19 protein-coding genes are annotated in these 22,806 nt (G+C 66.0%); 7 read left to right on the forward strand and 12 right to left on the reverse strand.

All coding sequences use genetic code 11. The features are described from left to right. Positions 1-3 precede the first annotated feature (3 nt). The 7 genes from RB623_RS14335 to RB623_RS14365 all read left to right on the forward strand — a co-directional run bounded on the left by RB623_RS14335 (position 4) and on the right by RB623_RS14365 (position 12,618). The gene (locus RB623_RS14335; RefSeq protein ID WP_308057539.1) at positions 4-7,320 is read left to right on the forward strand and encodes an autotransporter outer membrane beta-barrel domain-containing protein; all 7,317 of its coding nucleotides are present in this window, start codon (positions 4-6) and stop codon (positions 7,318-7,320) included. A gap of 168 nt (positions 7,321-7,488) precedes the next feature. Next, positions 7,489-8,316 (forward strand): cytochrome c oxidase subunit II, encoded by an 828-nt coding sequence (locus tag RB623_RS14340; RefSeq protein ID WP_308057540.1) that lies wholly within the window; start codon positions 7,489-7,491, stop codon positions 8,314-8,316. 83 nt (positions 8,317-8,399) lie between these two features. Continuing rightward, complete coding sequence (locus tag RB623_RS14345) at positions 8,400-10,169, forward strand: cbb3-type cytochrome c oxidase subunit I (RefSeq protein ID WP_308057541.1); 1,770 nt, start codon at positions 8,400-8,402, stop codon at positions 10,167-10,169. Next, positions 10,166-10,870, forward strand: coding sequence for a cytochrome c oxidase subunit 3 (locus RB623_RS14350; protein WP_308057542.1), 705 nt, complete (start codon positions 10,166-10,168; stop codon positions 10,868-10,870). Before RB623_RS14345 ends, RB623_RS14350 begins: the two co-directional genes overlap by 4 nt. A 12-nt stretch (positions 10,871-10,882) precedes the next feature. Then, positions 10,883-11,599, forward strand: coding sequence for a heme-copper oxidase subunit III family protein (locus RB623_RS14355; protein WP_308057543.1), 717 nt, complete (start codon positions 10,883-10,885; stop codon positions 11,597-11,599). A gap of 9 nt (positions 11,600-11,608) precedes the next feature. Further along, positions 11,609-11,998 carry a cytochrome C oxidase subunit IV family protein gene (locus RB623_RS14360; RefSeq protein WP_308057544.1) on the forward strand — a complete coding sequence of 130 codons (390 nt, stop codon included), beginning with the start codon at positions 11,609-11,611 and terminating at the stop codon, positions 11,996-11,998. A gap of 146 nt (positions 11,999-12,144) precedes the next feature. Continuing rightward, the gene (locus RB623_RS14365) at positions 12,145-12,618 is read left to right on the forward strand and encodes an aminoacyl-tRNA deacylase (RefSeq protein WP_308057545.1); all 474 of its coding nucleotides are present in this window, start codon (positions 12,145-12,147) and stop codon (positions 12,616-12,618) included. A gap of 54 nt (positions 12,619-12,672) precedes the next feature. On the opposite strand, the gene RB623_RS14370 is transcribed toward RB623_RS14365, so the two are convergent. From RB623_RS14370 to RB623_RS14425, 12 genes are all read right to left on the reverse strand, one after another. Beyond that, positions 12,673-13,479: a DUF2189 domain-containing protein gene (locus tag RB623_RS14370; RefSeq protein ID WP_308057546.1), complete on the reverse strand. Its 807-nt coding sequence runs from the start codon at positions 13,477-13,479 to the stop codon at positions 12,673-12,675. A 156-nt stretch (positions 13,480-13,635) separates the two neighbouring features. Then, the gene (locus RB623_RS14375) at positions 13,636-14,559 is read right to left on the reverse strand and encodes a heme o synthase (RefSeq protein WP_308057547.1); all 924 of its coding nucleotides are present in this window, start codon (positions 14,557-14,559) and stop codon (positions 13,636-13,638) included. A 220-nt stretch (positions 14,560-14,779) separates the two neighbouring features. Further along, a complete protein-coding gene (locus RB623_RS14380) occupies positions 14,780-14,911 on the reverse strand; it encodes a hypothetical protein (RefSeq protein WP_308057548.1) in 132 nt (43 codons plus the stop codon). A 19-nt stretch (positions 14,912-14,930) separates the two neighbouring features. Beyond that, on the reverse strand, positions 14,931-15,119 hold the full coding sequence (ccoS, locus tag RB623_RS14385) for a cbb3-type cytochrome oxidase assembly protein CcoS (RefSeq protein WP_308057549.1): 189 nt from the start codon (positions 15,117-15,119) through the stop codon (positions 14,931-14,933). Then, positions 15,116-17,401 carry a heavy metal translocating P-type ATPase gene (locus RB623_RS14390; protein WP_308057550.1) on the reverse strand — a complete coding sequence of 762 codons (2,286 nt, stop codon included), beginning with the start codon at positions 17,399-17,401 and terminating at the stop codon, positions 15,116-15,118. The genes ccoS and RB623_RS14390 overlap by 4 nt, the downstream gene beginning before the upstream one ends. 3 nt (positions 17,402-17,404) lie before the next feature. Further along, positions 17,405-18,223 (reverse strand): DUF2189 domain-containing protein, encoded by an 819-nt coding sequence (locus RB623_RS14395; protein ID WP_308057551.1) that lies wholly within the window; start codon positions 18,221-18,223, stop codon positions 17,405-17,407. A gap of 11 nt (positions 18,224-18,234) precedes the next feature. Further along, positions 18,235-18,429, reverse strand: coding sequence for a hypothetical protein (locus tag RB623_RS14400; RefSeq protein ID WP_308057552.1), 195 nt, complete (start codon positions 18,427-18,429; stop codon positions 18,235-18,237). Next, on the reverse strand, positions 18,426-19,307 hold the full coding sequence (gene ccoP, locus RB623_RS14405; protein WP_308057554.1) for a cytochrome-c oxidase, cbb3-type subunit III: 882 nt from the start codon (positions 19,305-19,307) through the stop codon (positions 18,426-18,428). Before ccoP ends, RB623_RS14400 begins: the two co-directional genes overlap by 4 nt. Continuing rightward, complete coding sequence (locus tag RB623_RS14410; protein ID WP_308057555.1) at positions 19,295-19,468, reverse strand: cbb3-type cytochrome c oxidase subunit 3; 174 nt, start codon at positions 19,466-19,468, stop codon at positions 19,295-19,297. Before RB623_RS14410 ends, ccoP begins: the two co-directional genes overlap by 13 nt. 12 nt (positions 19,469-19,480) lie before the next feature. Further along, complete coding sequence (ccoO, locus tag RB623_RS14415) at positions 19,481-20,233, reverse strand: cytochrome-c oxidase, cbb3-type subunit II (RefSeq protein ID WP_308057557.1); 753 nt, start codon at positions 20,231-20,233, stop codon at positions 19,481-19,483. A 4-nt stretch (positions 20,234-20,237) separates the two neighbouring features. After that, positions 20,238-21,878 carry a cytochrome-c oxidase, cbb3-type subunit I gene (gene ccoN / locus RB623_RS14420; RefSeq protein ID WP_374121676.1) on the reverse strand — a complete coding sequence of 547 codons (1,641 nt, stop codon included), beginning with the start codon at positions 21,876-21,878 and terminating at the stop codon, positions 20,238-20,240. Between the two features lie 201 nt (positions 21,879-22,079). Next, positions 22,080-22,805, reverse strand: coding sequence for a cytochrome c3 family protein (locus tag RB623_RS14425; protein ID WP_308057558.1), 726 nt, complete (start codon positions 22,803-22,805; stop codon positions 22,080-22,082). Between the last annotated feature and the right edge of the window lies 1 nt (position 22,806).

Consider the following 22,806-nt stretch of genomic DNA (forward strand, 5'->3'; position numbering starts at 1 on the left):
GTGATGCAACTCGGAATAGGTCACGACGTCTGCGTCGGTCAGGTGTCCAACTCCGCCGAAGAGGGCCGCTGGAAGGTCGATGAGATCGGGCTCGGCCTCGTAGAGGGCCACGATCTGGTGCGCGAGATCAGCGTCACCGTGCTTACTCTTTGGGGTAATTGCAGGTTCCACGGATTGCATCACATGATCACCCACCAGAATCAACCATCCACGGTTGTGGGTAGGTTACGACAAAGGCGGGGCGTGCGCGACAACTTTTGCGCGCGGCCGGCCGCCGAGTCGCGCAGATGCAAGTCGACGGGGGTAGACGTGGCCGAGCCGGTATCCATCCGCAACGTTTGCATCGGAAGCGAGCGCCGCAGCCTGATCGTCGGACTGCTCGCCGCCGCGGCCTGGCTCGCCGCCCCCGGCCAGGCCCTGGCGCAGGAAAACTACTGCAGCGTCCAGAACAGCGTCTATAGCTGCAGCATACCCGCGGGACCCTATACCTCCCCGGTCAGCGTCGTCGAAGATATTGACAGCATTTTGCAGCAGCAGGGCATGTCCGTCACGAACCTCGGCGGCATCAACATCACATCGTCGTCGGAGCCCGCCGGCGCCTGGGGCCTCGCCGCATTGTCCGCCACTGCCACTGGGCTCTACCTGGGAGGGGCCAGCAATGGCGACACCTACGGACTGAGCATATCCAATCAGGGCGCGATCGGCCTTACGCCGGGCACGGCGACGGTGGTGGACAGCTATGTTTTCGGCATCTACGTGCTGCAGTCGGCCGCTGAGAGCGGCTCCTCCGAGAACGGCGTAACCCTCACAAACTCCGCCGCGATCGACATGAACCTGTCGGGTGTCCAAGCATGGGGCGGAGCCGCCATCTGGGCAACGGACCAGGGCGGCGCATCGACTGGAGCCTCCACGGGTGCTTCGGTCACCAACAGCGGCGCGATCACCGCTACACTGTCCGGACAGCAGGGTTTTGCCGGCATCCAGGCGGTTTCGTTTGGTGGCGAAGGTGGCCCGAGCGAACAGGGCGGGTCCGCGGGCGCGGCCTCGATCGTCAACTCGGCGGCGGTGGACGTCACCTGGACCTGGCAGGATGTAGGGAGCACCAACAACGGCGTCTCCGGCATCGAGGCAACGTCCGTGGGTGGCAATGGCGGCAGCAACGATGACGGCGGCGGCGGTACCGGCGGCAGCGGCGGTTCGGCGTCGGTCACGCTCGTTGAGGGCGGCGATGTGACCGTCAATGTGAGCGGCACGCCGCCAAGCTCCAGTGCGCCCAGCGCCGGCGTCCTGGCGGCGGTGATTGGCGGCAACGGCGGGGCGGGAGCGGGCGACGAATATTACAGCGGCGGTTTTGGCGCGGGCCTGACCGGGACGGCACAGATCTCGGTCACCGATGCAAGTGTCGGAACGACTGGCGACATGCTGCCTGGCCTTTCGGCCATCATGCTGGCCGGGGAGGGCGGGGACGGCGGCTGCCAGGAGGGCAGCGGCTGTAGCGTGACGGGAAGCCACGGGGGCGAGAACGGCGGCTATGGCGGGCAGGTCGTTGCTGGCACGAGCAGCCTGATCACGGTCACCGCGTCGTCGCTTCCGGTCTTGGTGTCGACCACCGGCGGCCAGTCGGCGGCCATCCAGGCGCTGATGCTGGGCGGGACAGGTGGTGACGGCGGCGACGACAACACCGTCGACGGCGGCACGTCGGGCGTGGGCGGCGGCGGCGGCGCCGTCCTCGGGCAGGTCGGCGTCACGCTGAGCGGCACGGGCCAGAACCTGGTCACGGCGTCGACGGCGGGCGATAACTCGCCTGGCATCTATGCGGCCAGCATCGGCGGTGACGGCGGCACCGGCGGCGGCGGCCAGGTCGAATTCTTCAAAGGCACCGCCTCGGACGGCGGTTCCGGTGGAACCGGCGGCGCCGTCAACGTCACGCTGACGTCCGCTTCCATCGCCACGCAGGGAACCTCTTCTCCCGGCATTGTCGCCCTGTCCGACGGAGGCACGGGTGCGGAGGGAGGCTCGGTCGTCGGCGGCCGCGACGGACAGGGCGGAGGCGGTGGCGCCGGCGGCGATACCGGCAACGTGACGGTCACGCTCGACAGCGCTTCGGGAATATCCACGCAGGGGACGGAAGCAACGGGAATCCTGGCGCAGACCATCAGCGGCGGCGGCGGCAATGGCGGCTCGGTCACCAGCCGGGGGACCACGGCTGGCGGCGGCGGTGGCGCCGGCGGCACCGCCGGGAGCGTGACGGTGGAGAACGACGGCGCGATCACCACGGCCGGCGATACGGCCCGCGGCATCCTCGTGCAATCGCTCGCCGGCTCGGGAGGCTCGGGAGGCACAGCGTGGTCCCCTATCCACAGCAGCGGCGGCACGGGCGCCTCGGCCGGCGTGGTGGGCGCCGTCAGCGTGACGAATGACGGCTCGATCGCCACCAGCGGATCGAATGCGCAGGGCATCCTGCTGCAATCGATCGGCGGCAGCGGCGGCGCCGGCGGGCAGGCCAGCGGCCTGTTCGACTCGGTCGGCGGCAACGCCGACACCAATCCGCTTGCGGCCGACGGCAACAGCGTCACCTTCACGTCGGACGGCGGCAGCATCGTGACGACCGGCATCTCCGCAACCGGGGTGCTGGGCCAGTCCATCGGCGGCGGCGGCGGCGACGGAGGCGGTGCCTCGGGCATCGTCGCCAGCGTGGGCGGCAGCGGCGGCGCCGGCGGCGACGGCGGGACGGTCACGGCAACGCTCGGCGCCGGCACGCAGATCGTCACGCAGGGCGACTCCTCGGCGGCCGTCATCATGCAGTCGATCGGCGGCGGCGGCGGCAACGCCGGCAACGCCAGCAGCGATGGGCTGTTCACGTCTGTCGCCATCGGCGGCAGCGGCGGCAGCGGCGGCGTCGGCGGCGATGCCACGATCAGCGCTGACGGGACGACGATCGTGACCAGCGGGTCGACCTCGGCCGGCCTTCTGGTGCAGTCGATCGGCGGCGGTGGCGGCGTCGGCGGCCAGGCACTTGCCACGTCGGTCGGCCCGGGTGTCGCCTATGCGGTATCGGTCGGCGGCAGCGGCGGCGACGGCGGCCGCGCCTACACGGCGGCGGCTACCGTTTCGGGCGGCAGCCTGATCGCGACGGGTCAAGGTTCCTGCACCTCGTCGTCGTACTGCAACACCCTTCCGGTCAACAGCTACGGCGTCGTGGTGCAGAGCGTCGGCGGCGGCGGCGGGTTCGGCGGCTCGGCGACCGCCGAGGCGGTCGCGATCGCGATCCCGGTGTCGGAGGATGTCGAGGTCGGTGTTGCCGCGGGCTCCGCGGTCGGCGGGACGGGCGGCGGCGGCGGCGTTGGCGGGACGGCTCAGTTCGCCCTGTCGGACGGCAGCGCGATCGTCACCAGCGGCCAGGGATCCACGGCCGTGCTGGCGCAGAGCGTCGGCGGCGGCGGTGGCGTCGGTGGCAATGCCTCTGCGCTCGCCACCGTGATTGGATATGGCGACGAGGACGAGGGCACCACGTCGCTCGCCGTCACGGCAACCTTCACGACGGGTGGCGCTGGCGGTGTCGCCGGCAATGGCGGCGAGGTGCTGGTGGCGCTCGGCGGCACGATAACAGCGGACGGTACCCCCTCGCAGGATCCGGCCGGCAGCGCCGCGACCACCATCGTCACCTATGGCGACTATTCGAACGGCGTGACAGCGCAATCCATCGGCGGCGGCGGCGGCGATGCCGGATATGGCAGCGGCAATACGCAGTCCTTCGGAACCGGCACCACCACGTCGATCGGCGTTGTCCAGGGCTCGGCCGGGGGAAGCGGCGGCGATGGCGACCAGGTGGAGGCCTATCTTTTTGCCGGAAACGGCATCACGACCTATGGCTCGGGTTCCGTGGGCATGCTGGCGCAGTCGGTCGGCGGCGGCGGCGGCACGTCCCAGGGCGGCTCCGTCAGCGTTGCCCAGAGCTTCAAGGCAGGCGGCCAGGACTACAAGCCCGGACTGAACATCGAGATGGGCACCACTGGCGCCGGCGGCGGCGCCGGCGGCGACGTTTCGGTCACGGTCGCGGCCGCTATCGCGACCCATGGCGGCGACGCGACCGGCGTGCTGGCGCAGTCGATCGGCGGCGGCGGCGGGCTCAGCGGCTCGGCCGGCGCCGAAGCGTCGGCCGACAATCCGATCGTGCCCGGCCTTGCGGCGCGCGAAGGCGCTAGCGAAGTCGCCAATTTTCTCCAGAACTACTTCGAAGGCGGAGACCCGTCGCTTCCGACGGTCGATGCCACTTTCTCGCTTACGATAGGCGGCTCGGGCGGCGCTGGCGGCATCGGCGGCACCGTTGCGGTCGACCTCTCCGCCCTTATCACCACAGCGGGCGACTGGGCCAACGGCATCGTGGCGCAATCGATCGGCGGCGGTGGTGGCAAGGGCGGCACCGCCGCCGCAAGCGGCACGGGCGGAATTCCCGAAATCACCATCAACGCCGACGTGGCCCTGGGAGGCAGCGGTGGCGCCGGTGGTGACGGCGGTGACGTGACCGTCCATCTGGACGAGGGCGACACGGCAATCGGCACGGCCGGCTACGCGGCGGCGGCCGTGGTCGCGCAGAGCATCGGCGGCGGCGGCGGCATGGGCGCCGACGGCTCCGACAGTGCGGCGGGCCTGATTTCCGTGGGCGGTTCCGATGGCGGCAGCGGCGGCGGGGGCGGCGATGGTCAGTTGGTGACGCTGAATTACGGGAACGCCAGCGGCACCCATGTCATCACCACCGGCGACGCGGCCGACGGCATCATCCTGCAGTCCGTGGGCGGCGGCGGCGGCATCGCAGGCGCGGGCAGCAGCCTCTTCATTCCCTCGTTCCTGATGTCCGACAAGACGTTGTCCCTCACCGCGGGCGGCAGTTCGGCCGTGGGTGGCGACGGCGGCGACGTGACGCTTGAGGAGAATTACTTCAGCGTCGACAACACGCTCGACATCTCGACGGGCGGCGATTTCGCCTTCGGCATCGTTGCGCAGTCGATCGGCGGCGGCGGCGGCCTCGTGACCGTTCAACCGAGCGCGGAGACCGTGACGACAGAACTCGGCGGCACGGCGGGGAGCGGTGACGGCGGAACCGTACAAGTCTTCGCCACCAACGTCACGATCGCCACGGAAGGCATAGCAGCGCATGGCATTGTCGCGCAGTCGATCGGCGGCGGCGGCGGTCTCGTTCGCGTGGCGGATGCGAGCAACGATAGTCCTGCGCTGACGACCTCCTCGGACGGGGTCAACCTGGGCCTGAACCAGGGAAGCGGAAGTGGCGGAGAACTCGTGTACGTCTATGCCGGCGGCGGTGGCAGCATTGCGGTGAGCGGCGCGGGGGCGGTCGGCATCCTGGCGCAGAGTATCGGCGGCGGCGGCGGGCTGGTCATCGACGACGACTCGATGTTTGCCGGCTCCTCCCAGGTTGTTCTCGGCGACTGCATCGGGACTTGCGGCAGCGGCGGTGCCGTCACGGCGTGGGTGGACGCGGGTAGCACGGTGTCGGCTACCGGTGAGAACGGCATCGGCGTTTTCGCGCAAAGCCAGGGTTACGGGACGAACGGGCAGATCATCGTCACGGTGGATGGCACCGTAACCGGCGGGAGTGGCACCGGCGCTGCCGGCATTTGGTTCGACGGCGGCTCGTCCAATCAGCTCAAAGTCAGCGGAACGGTCACCACCGTGGACGGAACGGATGGCACGGCCGTCACGGCCACGTCTGGGACCACGTCTGGGACAGTGACCATTACCAACACCGGCACGATCACCGGTTCGATCCATGGCTCGACCGATTCGGATGCGGTGTCCGCTGCCAGCCCCTCGAGCGTACTGACCATGGACAATCACGGCACCTATCATGCCGGCGCCGTGATGCAGGGGACGCTGTTCAACAGCGGGGTGGTGAATGTCGGCATGCCCGGCGAGGCACGCGTCACCAGTATAGCCGGCGATTTCACCCAGACCGACGATGGCCAACTCGGCGTGACCATCGATTCCCTCAACGGCGCCGTGAGCCACCTCAAGGTCGACGGCAGCGCCTCGATCGATGGCGTCGTTGCGCCGACCGCGATCACGCTGCTGCCCGGCTCGGTGTCGGTGGTGACCGCCGGAAATCTCGACTCCACGGTCGAGGGGTTGGATTCGCTGGTGTTCCATTGGGATACCGCACAGTCCGGCAACACGCTCACGCTCACGCCGCGCTCCAATTTCAATCCGGGCGGCGTGTCCCTGACCGCCAGCCAGGCTTCGCTCGCCGACCACTTTGCCCGGGCGTGGGAAAATGCCGATACGGGCTTCGCCACGCATTTCGCCAACCTGTCTCAGATCGTCGATTCTGGAAGCTACGCGGCGGCGTTGGACGAATATTCGAGCAAGGACATCCACGCGCAGTCGCTTGCATTGGTCAACTCGGCGGGGGCGATCCTGGGTTCCTCGATGAGCTGCCCCGTTTTCGCCGACCGGAACGTGCTGCTCAAGGAAGACGACTGCCTCTGGCTGGAGGTCACGGGGCGCTGGAGCGAACAGGATGCGACCGGCGACATACAGGGCTACGACGTATCGAGCACGACCTACCGCATCGGCGCCCAGCATGCGATCGCTCCCGACTTGTATCTCGGCGGCTCTTTTGCCTACGGGCACAGCTCGGCGGCGATGGACGGCGGCTCCTCCGGCGACGGCGATACCTTCGACGGATCCATCTCGCTGAAGCACACGCCGGGCCCGTGGCTCTTCGCCGCTTCGGTTGCGCTGGCCCATGGCGCGTTCGACGTGAACCGCCAGGTCAACCTGCCGGGCTTCACTTACCCGCTGGAGAGCGATCCGAGCATCTTCCTCGGGGGGGCACGGCTGCGCGTCGGCTACCAATTCACATTCGGCGACTGGTATGCCCGTCCCTATGGCGATCTCGACGTGGTGTACACCGATCTGTCGTCGGTCGAAGAGTCGGGATCCCCGCTCTATGCACTGGATCTGGACGGCAGCAGCAAGACCAATGTCAGGCTCTCACTGATGACGGAGTTCGGAGGCCGCATCGATCTCGACGCACAGACGACGCTCAGGCCCTACGCCGCCATTGGCGTCAGCTACCTGCCGGACAACACACGCACGGTCGACGGGCGCTTCGCCAGCGCAACCTCCGACAATGGAACCTTCACCGACCAACTGGAGACGCCGGAGCTTCTGGGGCGCATCGACCTTGGCCTGCAGCTCTACAGCGGCAGCGGCTTCGACGTGAAGGCAGGATATACGGCCGACATCGGAGAATCCTTCCTGAGCCAAACCGCCAGCGCACGGCTTGCCTACCGCTTCTGATGCACCGATTTCGCGCATCCGGTCCGGCCCTGCCTTATGATGATCCTGGACGATCGAACGGCCGCGACGTTCTGACGCAGGAATTTGCAATCAAAAATCGCGCATGATGACGATCGACGTTCCGGGCGGGGAGGGAATCAGCGCTCCGAATGTCGGAGGAACAAGGGTATGGCGATCGCGCTAGTACTCGTTCTTGTCGTCGTGGGCTCCGTGCTCTTTCACGCGCTGAGCCCATGGTGGTGGACGCCTATCGCGTCCAATTGGGATTATATCGACCACACCCTCGTCATCACCTTCTGGATAACGGGCGTCGTCTTCGCCGCCGTCGTCCTGTTCATGGCCTATTGCGTTTGGCGCTTCCGCCACAAGGAGGGCTCCAAGGCGCATTACGAGCCGGAGAGCAAGCGGCTGGAGACCTGGCTGACGGTCGTCACCGGGATAGGCGTGGCGGCGATGCTCGCCCCAGGTCTTTATGTCTGGAGCCAGTTCATCACCGTTCCGGACGACGCGACCGACGTCGAGGTGATCGCCCAGCAGTGGCAGTGGAGCTACCGCCTGCCCGGCGCCGACGGCAAGCTCGGCACCTCCGACAGCCGGCTGATCAGCGCGGAAAACCCGCTGGGGGTCAATCCCGAGGATCCGAATGGCCAGGATGACGTCGTCGTCGAGGCCGCCGACCTGCATCTGCCCATCGGCAAGCCGGTCAAGATGCTGCTGCGCTCGATCGACGTGCTGCACGACTTCTATGTGCCCGAGTTTCGCGCCAAGATGGACATGATCCCGGGCTCCGTCACCTATTTCTGGTTCACGCCGACCCGCACCGGCAGCTTCGAGGTGCTGTGCGCCGAACTCTGCGGCACGGGTCACGGTTTCATGCGCGGCGTGGTCGCCGTCGACACGGAGCAGGACTACCAGGCCTGGCTGCAGGAACAGTCGACCTTTGCCCAGCTCACCGCTCCCGAGAAGGTGGGCGCGGCGGAGATGGTGCAGCCATGAGCAGGGAGGCGGCATAACGGAATTCTACATGTGACGCGGCCCGGGCCGCCTCGGGCCGCGCCGGAGGATGAGGAGGTGACGTGATGGTCGATATCACGCCCCGCGCAGCCGACGCGATCGCGCCCGCGGAAGTCCCCGATGTCGAGCTCTATCACCCCCATAGCTGGTGGACGACCTACGTCTTCTCGCAGGACGCCAAGGTCATCGCCATCCAGTATGCCGGCACGGCGATGGCGATCGGCATGGTGGCGCTGGTGCTGTCCTGGCTGATGCGCCTGCAGCTCGGCTTCCCCGGCACCTTCGACTTCATCACGCCCGAGGCCTATTACCAGTTCGTCACCATGCACGGCATGATCATGGTGATCTACCTGCTCACCGCGCTCTTCCTCGGCGGCTTCGGCAACTACCTGATCCCGCTCATGGTCGGCGCCCGGGACATGGTGTTCCCCTATGTCAACATGCTCTCCTACTGGATCTACCTGCTCGCGGTGCTGGTGCTGGTGGCGAGCTTCTTCGCGCCCGGAGGCCCGACCGGCGCCGGTTGGACGCTCTATCCGCCGCAGGCGATCCTTTCCGGCACTCCGGGCGGCCAGCAGGCCGGCATCCTGCTGATGCTGGCTTCGCTGATCCTGTTCATCATCGGCTTCACCATGGGCGGCCTGAACTATGTGGTGACGGTGCTGCAGGGGCGTACCCGCGGCATGACGCTGATGCGCATGCCGCTGACCGTCTGGGGCATCTTCACCGCCACCGTCATGGCGCTGCTCGCCTTTCCGGCGCTGTTTGTCGCCTGCGTCATGATGCTGTTCGACCGCCTGCTCGGCACCAGCTTCTTCATGCCGGCGCTGGTCGAGATGGGCGAGCAACTCTCCTACGGCGGCGGCAGTCCGATCCTGTTCCAGCACCTGTTCTGGTTCTTCGGTCACCCCGAGGTCTATATCGTCGCCCTGCCGGCCTTCGGCATCGTGTCGGACCTGATCAGCACGCATGCGCGCAAGAACATCTTCGGCTACCGCATGATGGTGTGGGCGATCGTCGGCATCGGTGCGCTGTCCTTCATCGTCTGGGCGCACCACATGTATGTCTCGGGCATGCATCCGTGGTTCGGCTTCTTCTTTGCCACAACGACGCTGATCATCGCCATCCCGACGGCGATCAAGGTCTACAATTGGGTGCTGACGCTGTGGCGCGGCGACATCCACCTGACCATCCCGATGCTGTTCGCGCTCGCCTTCATCGTCACCTTCGTCAATGGCGGGCTGACCGGCCTGTTCCTCGGCAACGTCGTGGTTGACGTGCCGCTGTCGGATACCATGTTCGTGGTGGCGCATTTCCACATGGTGATGGGCGTCGCGCCGATCATGGTGGTGTTCGGCGCGATCTACCACTGGTATCCGAAGATCACCGGCCGCATGTTCAGCGAGTGGATGGGCCAGTTCCACTTCTGGGTCACCTTCGTCGGCGCCTATGCGATATTCTTCCCGATGCACTATGTCGGCCTGGTGGGCGTGCCGCGGCGTTATCCCGAGCTCGGCGAAACCGCCTTCATCCCCGACTCGGTCCACACGCTGAACGCCTTCATCACCGTCGCCGCCCTCATCGTCGGCTTCGCCCAACTGGTGTTCCTTTTCAATATGTTATGGAGCCTGCGCTACGGTCGCGACGCCGGCGGCAATCCGTGGCGCGCCACCAGCCTGGAATGGCAGACGCCGACCACGCCGCCGCCGCACGGCAACTGGGGCAAGCAGGTACCGCTGGTCTATCGCTGGGCCTATGACTACAGCGTGCCCGGCGCGCCGCAGGATTTCATCGCGCAGAACGACCCGTGGCCCGGGAAGGCGGCGCCGGCATGAGCGTCGTCATCGTCTTCATCCTGGTGATTGCCGGCATCTCCTTCTGGTGGCTGGCGCAGCAGCGGTTGATGTCGAAGCCGTGGCTCGAGCCGGGCGCGGCCGGCGTGCTGCCGGGTCTCGAATCCACCGGCATCCCGACCGCCAAGCTCGGGCTCGGCGTGTTTCTTGCCGTCGTCGGTTGTCTCTTCGCACTGTTCGCGAGCGCCTATTTCATGCGCATGGAGCTGTCCGACTGGCGCGCGCCGCCCATACCCGGCGTATTATGGCTCAACACCGCGATCCTGATCCTGAGCAGCGTCGCCCTGCATGTCGCCGTCGTCGCGGCACGTCGCGGCCAGCGGGAGATGCTACGCTTGGCGCTCGTCACGGGCGGGCTCACGGCGCTCGCCTTTCTCGCCGGACAGTTGACGGCCTGGCGGACGCTCGCCGACGGAGGGTATTTTCTGGCAGGCAACCCGGCAACCAGCTTCTTCTATCTGCTCACCGGAATGCACGCGCTGCATATCGTCGGCGGCCTGGTGGCGCTCGGCTGGACGACCGCCGGCGCCTGGCGCGAAGGCGCATCCGCCCGGCTTGGCCAACGCGTCGAGCTCTGCGCCATGTATTGGCATTTCCTGCTGCTGGTCTGGCTGGCGCTGCTCGTGCTGCTCGCCGGATGGGCCAACGATTTCATCGACCTCTGCCGCCAGTTGCTGACCTGAAGGAGGAAGCGGATGGCCGAGACGACCGTGACCCACACAGGCATCCCAAGGCCTGAAGGCCTGCGCGGCGTCGCCGCGGATTGGTCCTCCGACCAGCGGGCGTTCAAGAACGTCTCCTGGGGGAAGGCCATGATGTGGATCTTCCTGTTGTCCGACACCTTCATATTCGGCTGCTTCCTGCTCTCCTACATGACCGCCCGCATGTCCACGAAAGTGCCGTGGCCCAATCCGAGCGAGGTGTTTGCGCTGCATATCGGCGGCCAGAATATCCCGTTGATCCTGATCGCCATCATGACCTTCGTGCTGATCTCCTCCAGTGGCACCATGGCGATGGCGGTCAATTTCGGCTACCGCCGCGACCGCCGCAAGACGGCGATCCTGATGTTGCTGACCGCAGTCCTCGGCGCGACCTTCGTCGGCATGCAGGCTTTCGAATGGACGAAGCTGATTTCGGAGGGCGTGCGGCCCTGGGGCAATCCGTGGGGCGCAGCGCAGTTCGGCTCCTCCTTCTTCATGATCACCGGCTTCCACGGCACACATGTCACCTTTGGCGTGATCTTCCTGCTCATCATCGCGCGAAAGGTCTGGCGCGGCGACTACGACACCGGAAGGCGCGGCTTCTTCACGAGCCGGAAGGGCAACTACGAAAGCGTCGAGATCATGGGTCTGTACTGGCACTTCGTCGACCTGGTCTGGGTGTTCATTTTCGCGTTCTTTTATCTGTGGTGAGGAAGGGACATGTCTGAAGCGACCGCCAACGGGATCACCGCCCTGCATGGGCATGATGCGCCCGCGACCGCCGCGCCTCATGCGGACACCCACCAGGAGCACCCGATCAAGCTCTATATGGTCGTCTGGGTCTGGCTCTTCATCCTGAGCGCCGGCTCCTACATGGTCGACTACTTCCATGTGCAGGGATACCTGCGCTGGACCCTGATCCTGATCTTTATGGTGTTGAAGGCCGGCCTGATCGTTGCCGTTTTCATGCACATGGCCTGGGAGCGGCTGGCCATGGTCTATGCGATTCTTGTCCCACCGGTCGCGGTGCTGGTGTTCGTCTGGATCATGGCCATCGAATCCGAATACACGCTTCTGACAAGGCTGACTTTCTTCGGCGCCAACCCCTGACCGCCTGCCGGCCACCAGTCTCGCCGTGACCGGACATTTCCGGCCGCGACATCCTTTCGTGATAATGCGTTGACTTCGAAATCGAGTGGAGCAGAATGAACGCTTCGCTTCCATAGCGTCATGCAAGCCAGCAAAGGACGCCTGAGATGACGATCGCAACCAGACTGAAAGACTACATCGAAAGCGCCGGGGTTTCTTATGACACCCTGCGGCATCAGCGCACCTCTACCAGCCGGCAGTCGGCGATAGCGGCACATGTGCCGGGAAGCACATTGGCCAAGACCGTGGTTGTCCATCACGAACTCGGCTACGCGCTAGCGGTGGTGCCCAGCACGCACAGGGTCGAGTTGGGGAAACTGCAGGACATAATGGACAAGCGCCTCGGACTCGCCTCCGAGGACGAGGCCGGTTTGCTGTTCGAGGATTGCGAAATCGGCGCCATCCCGCCCATCGGAGCCGCCTATGGTGTCCCGGTGGTCCTCGATGAAAGCTTCGGCGATCTCGCCGATATCTATTTCGAGGGCGGCGACCACAAGACGCTCGTGCACGTTACCGGTCGGGACTTCCGCAACCTGACCAAGGACGCCCGACTGGCCCGTTTCAGTCATCGGGCACAGTAGCAGAACCCGAACCGGCATCTTTCGATTTGCCGGTTCGGATACGCAGTGCCGCCGTCAGGCAGACGGCTCCGGTTCGATCACTTTCCTGTAGAGGTGCCAAGTGGCGTGGCCGAAAACGGGAAGCACGACCGCCAGTCCGGCAAATAGCGGCAGCGAACCGATCATCAGGCCTATCGTGACCATGAGGCCCCAAATCGCCATCGTGACCGGATTCGCCAGAACAGCTCGCACGGAGGCGTGGACGGCCTCATAGGCGCCGACGTCGCGATCGAGCAGCAACGGAAACGCTATGACCGTCGTGCATAGCACCACCACGGCGAAGACGAAGCCGATGGCATGACCAACGATGATGAGTGTCCAGCCGCGTTCGGTGGAATAGATCTCCCTGACAAAGTCAGCGATGGACTCCGGCGGTATGCGGCCGAACAGGTTCTGGTAGAAGGCCTGCGCCGTCAGCAGCCACGCCAGGAAGATGACAAAGAGCATGCCTCCGACCGCCGCTATCGCCGGCAGCGCCGGTGAATGCCGGATATCGAACGCGTGCCGCCATGACGCGTCCATGCCAAGCTCCCGCCTGCGACTGATCTCGTAGAGACCGATAGCCGCGAACGGGCCGATGAGTGCAAATCCCGACACCAGCGGAAACAGCAGCGGCAACGCGTTGTTGCCTGATGTCCACGCAGCGAGGAAAACCCCGACGATAGGATAGATCAGGCAAAGGAAGACGAGGTGAGACGGTTTGACCATGAAATCGTCGATGCCACGCCGTAGGGCATCGACCAGGTCGTGAACGCCGATCTTCCGCACGCGGATATGTTCCTGCGCTTCGTTGGCGCCTGCAATCACGTGAAAGCTTGCCATTGACGACTCCTTCCAGACCAGGTCCAGTTGGCCGCGGCTCGCAATATCGCTCAGCGTGTCGGGCCACGCTTACGACCGCGACCTTTTGCCTCACCAACATACTCCCATTCGCAGGATTTGCCCACAACGGACTGCCAATTCCAGCCACGCCACATGTTAGCTTCCCATGGCCGTCACCGCGCGCGTCACGACGATGTCGATGAGGAGCGTGGCAAAGATCGCGAACAGATAGAGGATCGAGTAGGCGAACAGCGCCCTGGCCGGGTTCTTGTCGTCGCTGCGGCTGGCAAGCAGCTTCCAGGCGTACCAGATGAACCCGACGCCGAGGCCTGCCGATACCACGCCATAGACCCCGGTCGCGAAGCCGGACGCCCACGGAAGCAGGCCGACGGGAGCGAGCACCAGCGAATAGACGAAGATCTGTCTGCGGGTCGAAAGCTCGCCGGCGACGTTCGGCATCATGGGAATGCCGGCCTTGCCGTAGTCGCCGACCTTGAACAGTGCGAGCGCCCAGAAATGCGGCGGCGTCCACAAGAAGGTGATCAGGAAGAGGACGAGGCTCTCGACGCCGATCTGATTGGACGCGGCCGCCCAGCCGATGACCGGCGGCAGTGCGCCTGCAGCCCCGCCTATGACGATGTTCTGCGGCGTCGAGCGCTTCAGCCACATCGTGTAGACAACCACGTAGAAGAAGATGGTGAAGGCGAGCAGCGCGGCTGCGAGCCAGTTCACCAGAATACCGAGCGTCGCGACGGACAGAACGGAGAGCAGCAGTCCGAGAGCGACTGCCTCGTTCGCGATGACCCGGCCGGACGGGATCGGCCTGTGACATGTGCGCGACATCACAGCGTCGATGTCCGCGTCGTACCACATGTTGAGGGCAGCGGCCGCTCCGGCTCCTGCCGAAATGGTCGCGAGGGCGACGATGGCGGTCGCCGGATCGGTCGCGCCTGGTGCCGCCATCAAGCCGACGAAAGCCGTGAAGACAGCCAAGGCCATGACCCGCGGTTTCAGGAGCGCGAAAAAATCGCCGAAGCGACGGCTCTCATTGACCTTGGGGCGACTTTCCTCGATGGACATTTTTAGCCGGCCGCTGGGAACAGGCAGCCTAGCCAGTCCATGTGCCATTGGCAACGCGATGTCCGCCTCGGACGCTAGTCCAACTCCATCCGCCGGCCACCGTTCGGTTCAGCGATGCGGTTTTCTTTTGCCGGTGCGCGGTCCACCTGATGTTTTCTACCGCCGCTTGCCCGTCATCAACGGAAGGAAGATTTTTTCACCGGTGCATGGATGCGGGGCTCTAAAAGAACACGGCGACTACCGCGATCAGCGCGATGGCAAGCGCGGCAAGGCTCGGAACCATCACCGCGGCTCCGGACGCCAACGCCAGCCCCGCGACCCAGTCGAACTTTCTGTCGGCGGTCTCGCCCATGTTCCATTCCCTTCCGTTTTCAATGCCGCTTGCGCCGCGACCGTTCCGGACCCGGCAGCGGGGCGTCCGCCGCTTCGTTGAGAAGCACACGTTCGGCAGCCCCGTCCAGATCCTCTAGCTGCCCGCTTTTCATGGACCACAGAAAGGCGATCAGTCCGACCAGCCCCATGCCGAGCGCCACCGGGACGAGCCACGCCAGCAAGCTCATGCGGCTCTCCCAGCGAACTGCGTACCGACGCCTGCCTCCGCAAGGCGCATGGGGGTCTCCGACCCGCGTGCCGGTTCCAAAACCTTGACGGAAGCCGAAAGACGCAGCGCGTTGGCGACGACGAGGATCGACGACGTGGACATGGCGACCGCCGCGACCAGCGGCGTGATGTGACCGGCAATTGCGAGCGGAAGCGCGAGCGCGTTATAGGCGATCGAGAGCGCGATGTTCTGCCTGACAAGCCGCTTGGCCTTGCGCGCGATGGCGATCGCCTCCGGGACGCTTTCCAGGCTGGAGCCGAGGAATACCAGATCGGCCGCGTTGCGCCCGACATCCGCAGCCGAGGAAGGAGCCATCGACACGTAAGCCGCGCCGAGCGCCGGCGCGTCGTTGAGGCCGTCCCCGACCATCAGGACCTTACGTCCCTCGGCGTGGAGGGCTTCCAGCCGCGCGACCTTGTCGCGAGGAAGCATCCCGGCGGCGGCGGCTTCCACGCCGACAATGCCGCCCACCTTCCTCACCTCCGCTTCCGCGTCTCCGGACAAAATCTCGACGCCGAGGCCGAGGCCGCGCAGGCGCCTTGTCGCGGCGGCGGCTCCCGGACGCAGGCTGTCGGAAATCCGGAACGCGCCGAGGACGCGGCCGTCGACCGAGAGCCATGTCTCGGCCGACGCGGAACCCGCGGCGGAGCGGGCGCCGACCCAGGACCGGCGGCCGAGCCTGTAGACGCGGCCGCCGACCGTGCCTTCGATGCCGCTTCCGGGTTCCTCGCGAAGATGCTCCACTGCAAGCTGCCCGGCCGGGCGCAGTGCGGCCACCGCTCGCGAGGCCGGATGCCGGGAGAACCGCGCAAGCGCGGAGGCCGCTTCGATCTCATCGTCCGGCACCGTGAAGGACGCCACTTTCGTCAGTCCGGAGGTCAGGGTGCCCGTCTTGTCCAGCGCCACGTGGTCGGCTTCGGCGAGCCTTTCCAGGGCCGCGCCGTCCTTCAGCGTCATGCCGAGAGCGAACAGCCGCCGCGCCGCGACCGCCTGGACCATGGGGACGGCGAGGCCGAGCGCGCACGGGCAGGTGATGATAAGCACGGCGATCGCCACTGTTAGCGAATGGTGCAGGTCACCGGTGGCCATCATCCAGCCGGCAAAGGTCGCCAATGCGACCAGATGCACAACGGGCGAATAGAGCGCGGCGGCACGGTCGGCGATGCGGCGGTAGCGGGCGCGGCCGCCTTCCGCGGCTTCCATCAGCCTCATCATGTCGGCGAGGAACGAGTCGTTCTGCGGGCGGTCCACGCGCACGGTCAGCGGCCCGTCGAGGTTGAGGGCGCCCGAGAGGACGACGGCTCCCGGTCCGGCCGGCTCCGGAGCGGACTCGCCCGTGACCACGGAGAGGTCGAGCGAGGCGGTTCCCGACACCACGGTGCCGTCGGCCGGCACCCGTTCTCCGGCAAACACGAGGACGATCTCGCCTTTCCGGATCGAGGATGTCTCGCGGTATTCGCGGCCGCCCTCCGGCGTCAGGACTGTGGCGCCCCGCGGCATCATCCGGGCGAGCGACCTTACCGCCTCGCGGGCGCGGCCGCGCATCGCCTGGTCGGCCGCGCGCCCAGCCAGCAGGAAGAACAGTAGCGATGTCACCGCGTCGAAATAGGCATGCGGCCCGCCGGCAAAGGTGTCGTAGGTGCTGAGGGCGAAAGCCAGCAGCACGCCTACGCTGATCGGTACGTCCATGTTCGTCCGCCCGGCCCGCAGCGCGCTCCATGCGGAAGCGAAGAAGATCCGGCCCGAATAGGCCAGGGTCGGCAGCGCCAGCGCGGCGGAAATCAGATGGAACGCATGCCGCGTCGCGGCATCCGAACCGGACCAGACCGAAACCGACAGCATCATGATGTTCATCGCCGCAAAGCCGGCGACGGCCGTCGCGCGCAACAGCCGTCCCATCTCCGGATCGCCGCGCCCGGTATCGGGCTCCGCCAGGGTCGCCTCGTATCCCGCCCGCCGCAGCGCCTCGATCATCGGCGGCACGGCGCCGTCCTGCCGCCATTTCACTGCGACGCGCCTGGCGGTGAGGTTCACCCGCGCGGAGAGAACGCCGTCAAGCCGGCCGAGCGCGCCTTCGATCGCGCCGATGCATCCCGCGCAGTGCGCCTGGGGCACGGAAAGGTCCGTCTGGAACGTGCCGTCGCCGAGGTCTCGGCTCGCCAGAATGACCTCCTGCGGAGCGATCTCGCGCCCGGGCCCGATCAGCAGGGCGGATTCCGTTCCCGGCGCGCAGCAGCTCATCGATCAGCCCTCCGGAAGGGCCATGGCCTTGTAGGCATGCCATGTCGCGTGTCCCAGCAACGGGAAGATGACGATCATGCCGATGAGCCCGGTCACAACGCAGACACCGAAGAGCACGAGCACCATGGCCCCCCAGGCGATCATCGGCGGCAGGTTGTTCCACACCAGCTTCATGCTCGTGCCCATGGCGGTGAACGCGTCGACGCGTCGGTCGAGCAGCATGGGAACCGCGAAGACGCTGATGGCGAAGGCGAAGGCGGCGAACAGCCCGCCGATCGCGGTTCCGACGATCACCATCGTCCAGCCGTAGACGGTGCCGAACAGGACGCCGACAACGTGGTCGAGGCCGGGGAACGCGGTCACGCCGAAGAACAGCGCCCACAGCAGCACAGCCGCGCGCGTCCACAGCAGCATCAGCATGCAAAGGAGCAGGCCCGTGAAGAAGACCTGCGCGCCGGCGCGCGGACGCACCCTGAGCATCACGCCAAGGCCGATCTGCCTGCCCTCGCCGATCGCCCGGCTCTTCTCGTAGAGCCCGATCGCCAGGAACGGGGCCACGATCAGGAACCCGGCCAGGGCCGGGAAGAGGATGTAGTCGCGCCCGAACCCGACAAGCGTCCAGACGAAAGCGGCCGACAGCACGAACACACCAAGGCCGTAGGCGATGCTGGAGGACGGGTGGGTCCAGAAATCCCGCCAGCCGGCGGAAAGCCAGCGGAAGCCCTCCAGCAGCGGCAGGTTGCGCTGGAGCCGCGGGTCGCGCGTCTCGCCGATGCCGGAGGTTTCGCTGAGCAGCCAGTACGGCTTGTCGGTCTCGCCCATGTCCTTCTCCTTCAGCATGCCGACTTGGCGGCGCGGTAGCCGCCGCCGTCGCCAGCGTCCTTCACATGCGCGACGCAGTCCGGTTGCGACTGGAACGCCACATAGACGAGATGCGCGTTGCCTGCGGCGAACAGCAGCAGACCCGCCGGGATCAGCAGCCAGGCAAGCCATCCGCCGGGGAGGCGCGTTCGCCCGCGTCCGCTCATGGCTGCTGTGCCCCGAGGTCGTGAACGTAGAGCGCGAGCGTCCTGATCTCGGCCTTGGTCAGCCGCTCGTCCCAGGTCGGCATGTGGCCCTGCCGGCCGCCATGCACGGAGGCGATGATGGTATCGAGGTCTCCGCCGTAGACCCAATGGGCATCGGTCAGGTTCGGAGCGCCGACCTCCAGGTTGCCCGCGGCATTCTCGCCGTGGCAGGTTGCGCAGGTCGTGACAAATACTTCCCGCCCGGCGTTGACGCGGTCGATGTTTTGCGGCGTCGAATAGTCGGGGTGGGTCAGCGAATAGACGTAGGCCGCCACGCTGCGCACCTGTTCGCGCTCGAGCATCTGGTCGCGGCCGAAAGCCGGCATCTGAGCGATGCGGCTGTCCGGATGAGCCGTGTTGATGCCGACGCGCAATGTCTGCTCGATCAGTTCGGGGCTGCCGCCCCACAGCCAGTCGCCGTCAGTCAGGTCGGGATAGTTCGCGCGGCCCTTGCCGTCGCGTCCGTGGCAGGCGGCGCAATTGTCGCCGAACAGTTGCCGCCCGGTGTGGCGGACCGTCTGCATCAGCGCTTCGTCGGCCATGATGGCATTGTAGGGTTCAGTCTCGATGCGCGCCATCCACGCGGCGCGCTCCTGCTGGCCCTCGACGACCTGCGCCTCGACCGTCGTTCTCTGGTCGGTCCAGAGAAAACCCCTCGTATAGGTGGTTCCCAGTGGCCAGGCGGGCACGAGGAACCACCAGACGATCGCCCAGATATGCGTGACGATGAGGAACATCAGAACGCCGCGCGGGACGGGCGTGTCCAGTTCCTTGATGCCGTTCCACTCATGGCCCGTGGTCTCGCGGCCGCTGACGGAATCGCGTTCTACTTCTGCCATGGCCTGTCGTCCCGATCGAGGATGCTGTGCTTGGCCCGGTCGAACCGCTTACGGTTCGACGGCCAGAAGGTGTAGACGAGCACGCCGAGCGCCAGCGCCATCAGGTAGAACAGGCCCCAGCTCTTGGAGAAGGCGACAACGGCCTGGTGGTCGAAATCCATCACCGCTCCTCCTCAGCCTTCCGGATCCGGCTTTTCCTCGGGAGCCGCCGTGCCCTCGAAGGCGGCTCCAGTCAGCCGGCCCAGCACCTGGAGATAGGCCACCAGCGCGTCCATTTCGGTGACGTGCGTGGTCACGCCGTCGAAGGCGCTCACCTGGGTCTTGTCTCCGTAGCGTTCGGTCACGCCGGCCGCGAAATCGGTGTCGGGCGTCGCTTGCCCATAGGCGTCGCGGGCGGCGTTCTCCACCATCTCCTCCGTGTAGGGCACGCCGAGCGCGCGCTGGGCCGCCAGATGCTGCGGAAGGTCGTCCGTCTTCAGCGTGGTGCGGGCAAGCCAGCGATAGGCGGGCATGTTCGATTCCGGGACGACGTCGCGCGGATTGGTCAGGTGGGCGACATGCCAGAAGTCCGAATATTTGCCGCCCACGCGCGCCAGGTCGGGTCCGGTCCGCTTGGATCCCCAAAGCATCGGCCGGTCGTATTGGGATTCGACCGCCAGCGAGAACGGGCCATAGCGCTCCACCTCGTCCCGAAGCGTCCGTATCATCTGGCTGTGGCACGCATAGCAGCCCTCGCGGACGTAGATGTTACGCCCGGCCAGTTCCAGCGGCGTGTAAACCCGCATGTCCGGAGCCTGCTCGACCGTTTCGTCGATGGTGAAGAGGGGCGCGATCTCGACGATGCCGCCGACGCTGGCCGCCGCGATGATCGCGATGACGAGGCCGATCGCGGAACGCTCGAGCTTGCGGTGGTAAGTATCGGCCATCTCGTCATTCCCCCGGCACGGCAACTGGTGTGACCGGCACGTCCGCCGCACGCGCCGCAGCCACCGGAACGGCCCGGACCGTCATCCAGATGTTGTAGCAGCCGACGATCGCCCCGATCAGGAAGAGCAGTCCGCCGAAGGCGCGGGCGATGTAGTAAGGGTACATCGCCACCAGCGAGTCGACGAAGGAATAGGCCAGCGCGCCGTCCTCCGTGTAGGTCCGCCACATCAGCCCCTGGATGATGCCGGAGTTCCACATCGCGAAGACGTAGATCAGCGTCCCGGCGATCGCGAGCCAGAAGTGGACCTCAATCAGCGCTGCCGAGTACATCCGCTCGCGCTTCCACAGGGCCGGCACCAGCGTGTAGAGCGAGCCGAAGGTGATCAGCGCCACCCAGCCGAGCGCCCCGGCATGGACGTGGCCGACCGTCCAGTCCGTGTAGTGGCTGAGCGAATTGACGGGCCGGATCGCCATGAAGGAGCCCTCGAATGTCGAGAGCCCGTAAAAGACGGCCGCGGCCATCATGAAGCGCAGCGTGGCGTCGTCGCGGACCCGGTGCCAGGCGCCGTTGAGCGTCAGAAGGGCGTTGCCGGCCGAGGCCCATGAGGGAACCAGCAGCATGACCGAGAACGTCATGCCGAGCGTCTGCACCCAGTGCGGCAGCGCCGTGTAGTGCAGGTGGTGCGAACCGGCCCACATGTAGAAGAAGGTGATGCCCCAGAAGCTCAGGATCGACAGCCGGTAGGAAAAGATCGGCCTCTGCGCCCTGACCGGCAGGTAGTAGTAGAGCATGCCGAGGAAACCAGCCGTCAGGAAGAAGGCGACAGCGTTGTGGCCGTACCACCACTGGACCATCGCGTCCTGCACGCCGGGCCAGATCGTATAGCTCTTGGCATGCCCCCACGAGACAGGAAGGGCAAGGTTGTTGACGATATGGAGGATCGCCACGACCAGGATGAACGCCATGAAATACCAGTTGGCGACGTAGATGTGCGGCTCCTTCCGCCGCGCGATGGTGCGGAGGTACAGGACGAAGTAGGTGACCCAGACGATCACCAGCCAGAGGTCGGCGTACCACTCGGCCTCGGCATATTCCTTCGATTGGGTCACCCCGAGCAGGTAGCCGGAAACCGCCAGCACGCAGAACAAATTGTAGCCGAGAAGCACGAACCACGGGCTGACCTGGCCTGCCAGGCGTGCGCGCGACGTGCGCTGGACGACGTGGAAGGAGGTGGCGATGAGGGCGTTGCCACCGAACCCGAAGATCACACCTGTCGTATGCGTCGGGCGAAGCCTGCCGAAGCTGGACCACGCTGCGTCGAATGCGAGGTCCGGCCACGCCAGTTGCGCGGCCACCCACACACCCATGAACATGCCGAACACCGCCCAGGCCATGGACAGCACGATGCCGGCCTTGATGGGGTCGTCGTAGTAGGAGGATTCGCGGTCCTCGACGGGTTCAGGGTCGTAGAAAGAGGACATGATCAGGTAGAGCACGACGCCCGCGAAAAGCATGACGATCGCGCCGTGCACGCCGAGCGTGTCGGAGCGACCCAGTATGGTCATCGCGCCGCCTGCGAGAACGACGCCCACCGCGAGCACGAAAGCCTGCTGCCGCTCAGAGGACGTAAGGTTTGCGATCATTCATTCCCCTCCAGGCACCGCGCACGATAGGGCTATCTTCGCCGAAACGCGTGGCATTTCAAGCAATTCCGCCGGTCAGGCCGGAACGGTGCAATGTGACCTGTCCGCCCGAGAGACCCCTGGACCCCAAGAGCCTGGCTGAAGACAGCCCTACGCCTCGCCCACCCGCGAAATCTTGATCCAGATCAAAATGCACAAGGATCAATCGGAGCCTCGAGGCTGCTCTTCGATCGCCGGGCCGGTCATGTGCGTCCCTGCATACATCTCCAGGCGATCGAACACCGACGCCGCCGGCAGTTCCTTGCCTTGAAACTCTGGCGGCACCTTCCAGCCGGGATCGACGCCCTCCATGTTCGGAAGCTCGTGGGCGATGCCCTTGTGGCAGTCGATGCAGGTCGCCTCGCCCGGCAACAGGTAACGCGTGTGGATCGTGGCCGCGCGCTCTGTCTGCTTGGACAGGTCCATCGCTACCGACGAGTGGCAGTTGCGGCATTCGAGGCTGTCATTCGCCTTCAGCCGCGCCCATTCGTGCTGCGCCAGTTCCAGCCGGTGGTCGAGGAATTTTCGGCGCGTGTTGATGGTGCCGAAGATCTTGCCCCAGACTTCCTTGGATGCCTGCATCTTGCGGGCGATCTTGTCGGTCCATTCGTGCGGGACGTGACAGTCCGGGCACGACGCCCTCACGCCGGAACGGTTGGAGAAATGAACGGTGCGGGTGAGTTCCTCGTAAACGTTCGCCTCCATCTCGTGGCAGGAGATGCAGAACTGCTCGGTGTTGGTCAGTTCCAGGGCGGTGTTGAACGCACCCCAGAACATCACGCCGCCGACGAAGCCGCCAAGCGTCAGGAAGCCCAGGCTGAGAGTCGCGGCGGGAGTCGTCAGGATGCGCCACGCCCAGAGAGCCACGGCCTTGATGCGTGACCACATC

It is taken from the genome of Mesorhizobium sp. LHD-90 (assembly GCF_030929505.1).
Lineage (GTDB): Bacteria > Pseudomonadota > Alphaproteobacteria > Rhizobiales > Rhizobiaceae > Kumtagia.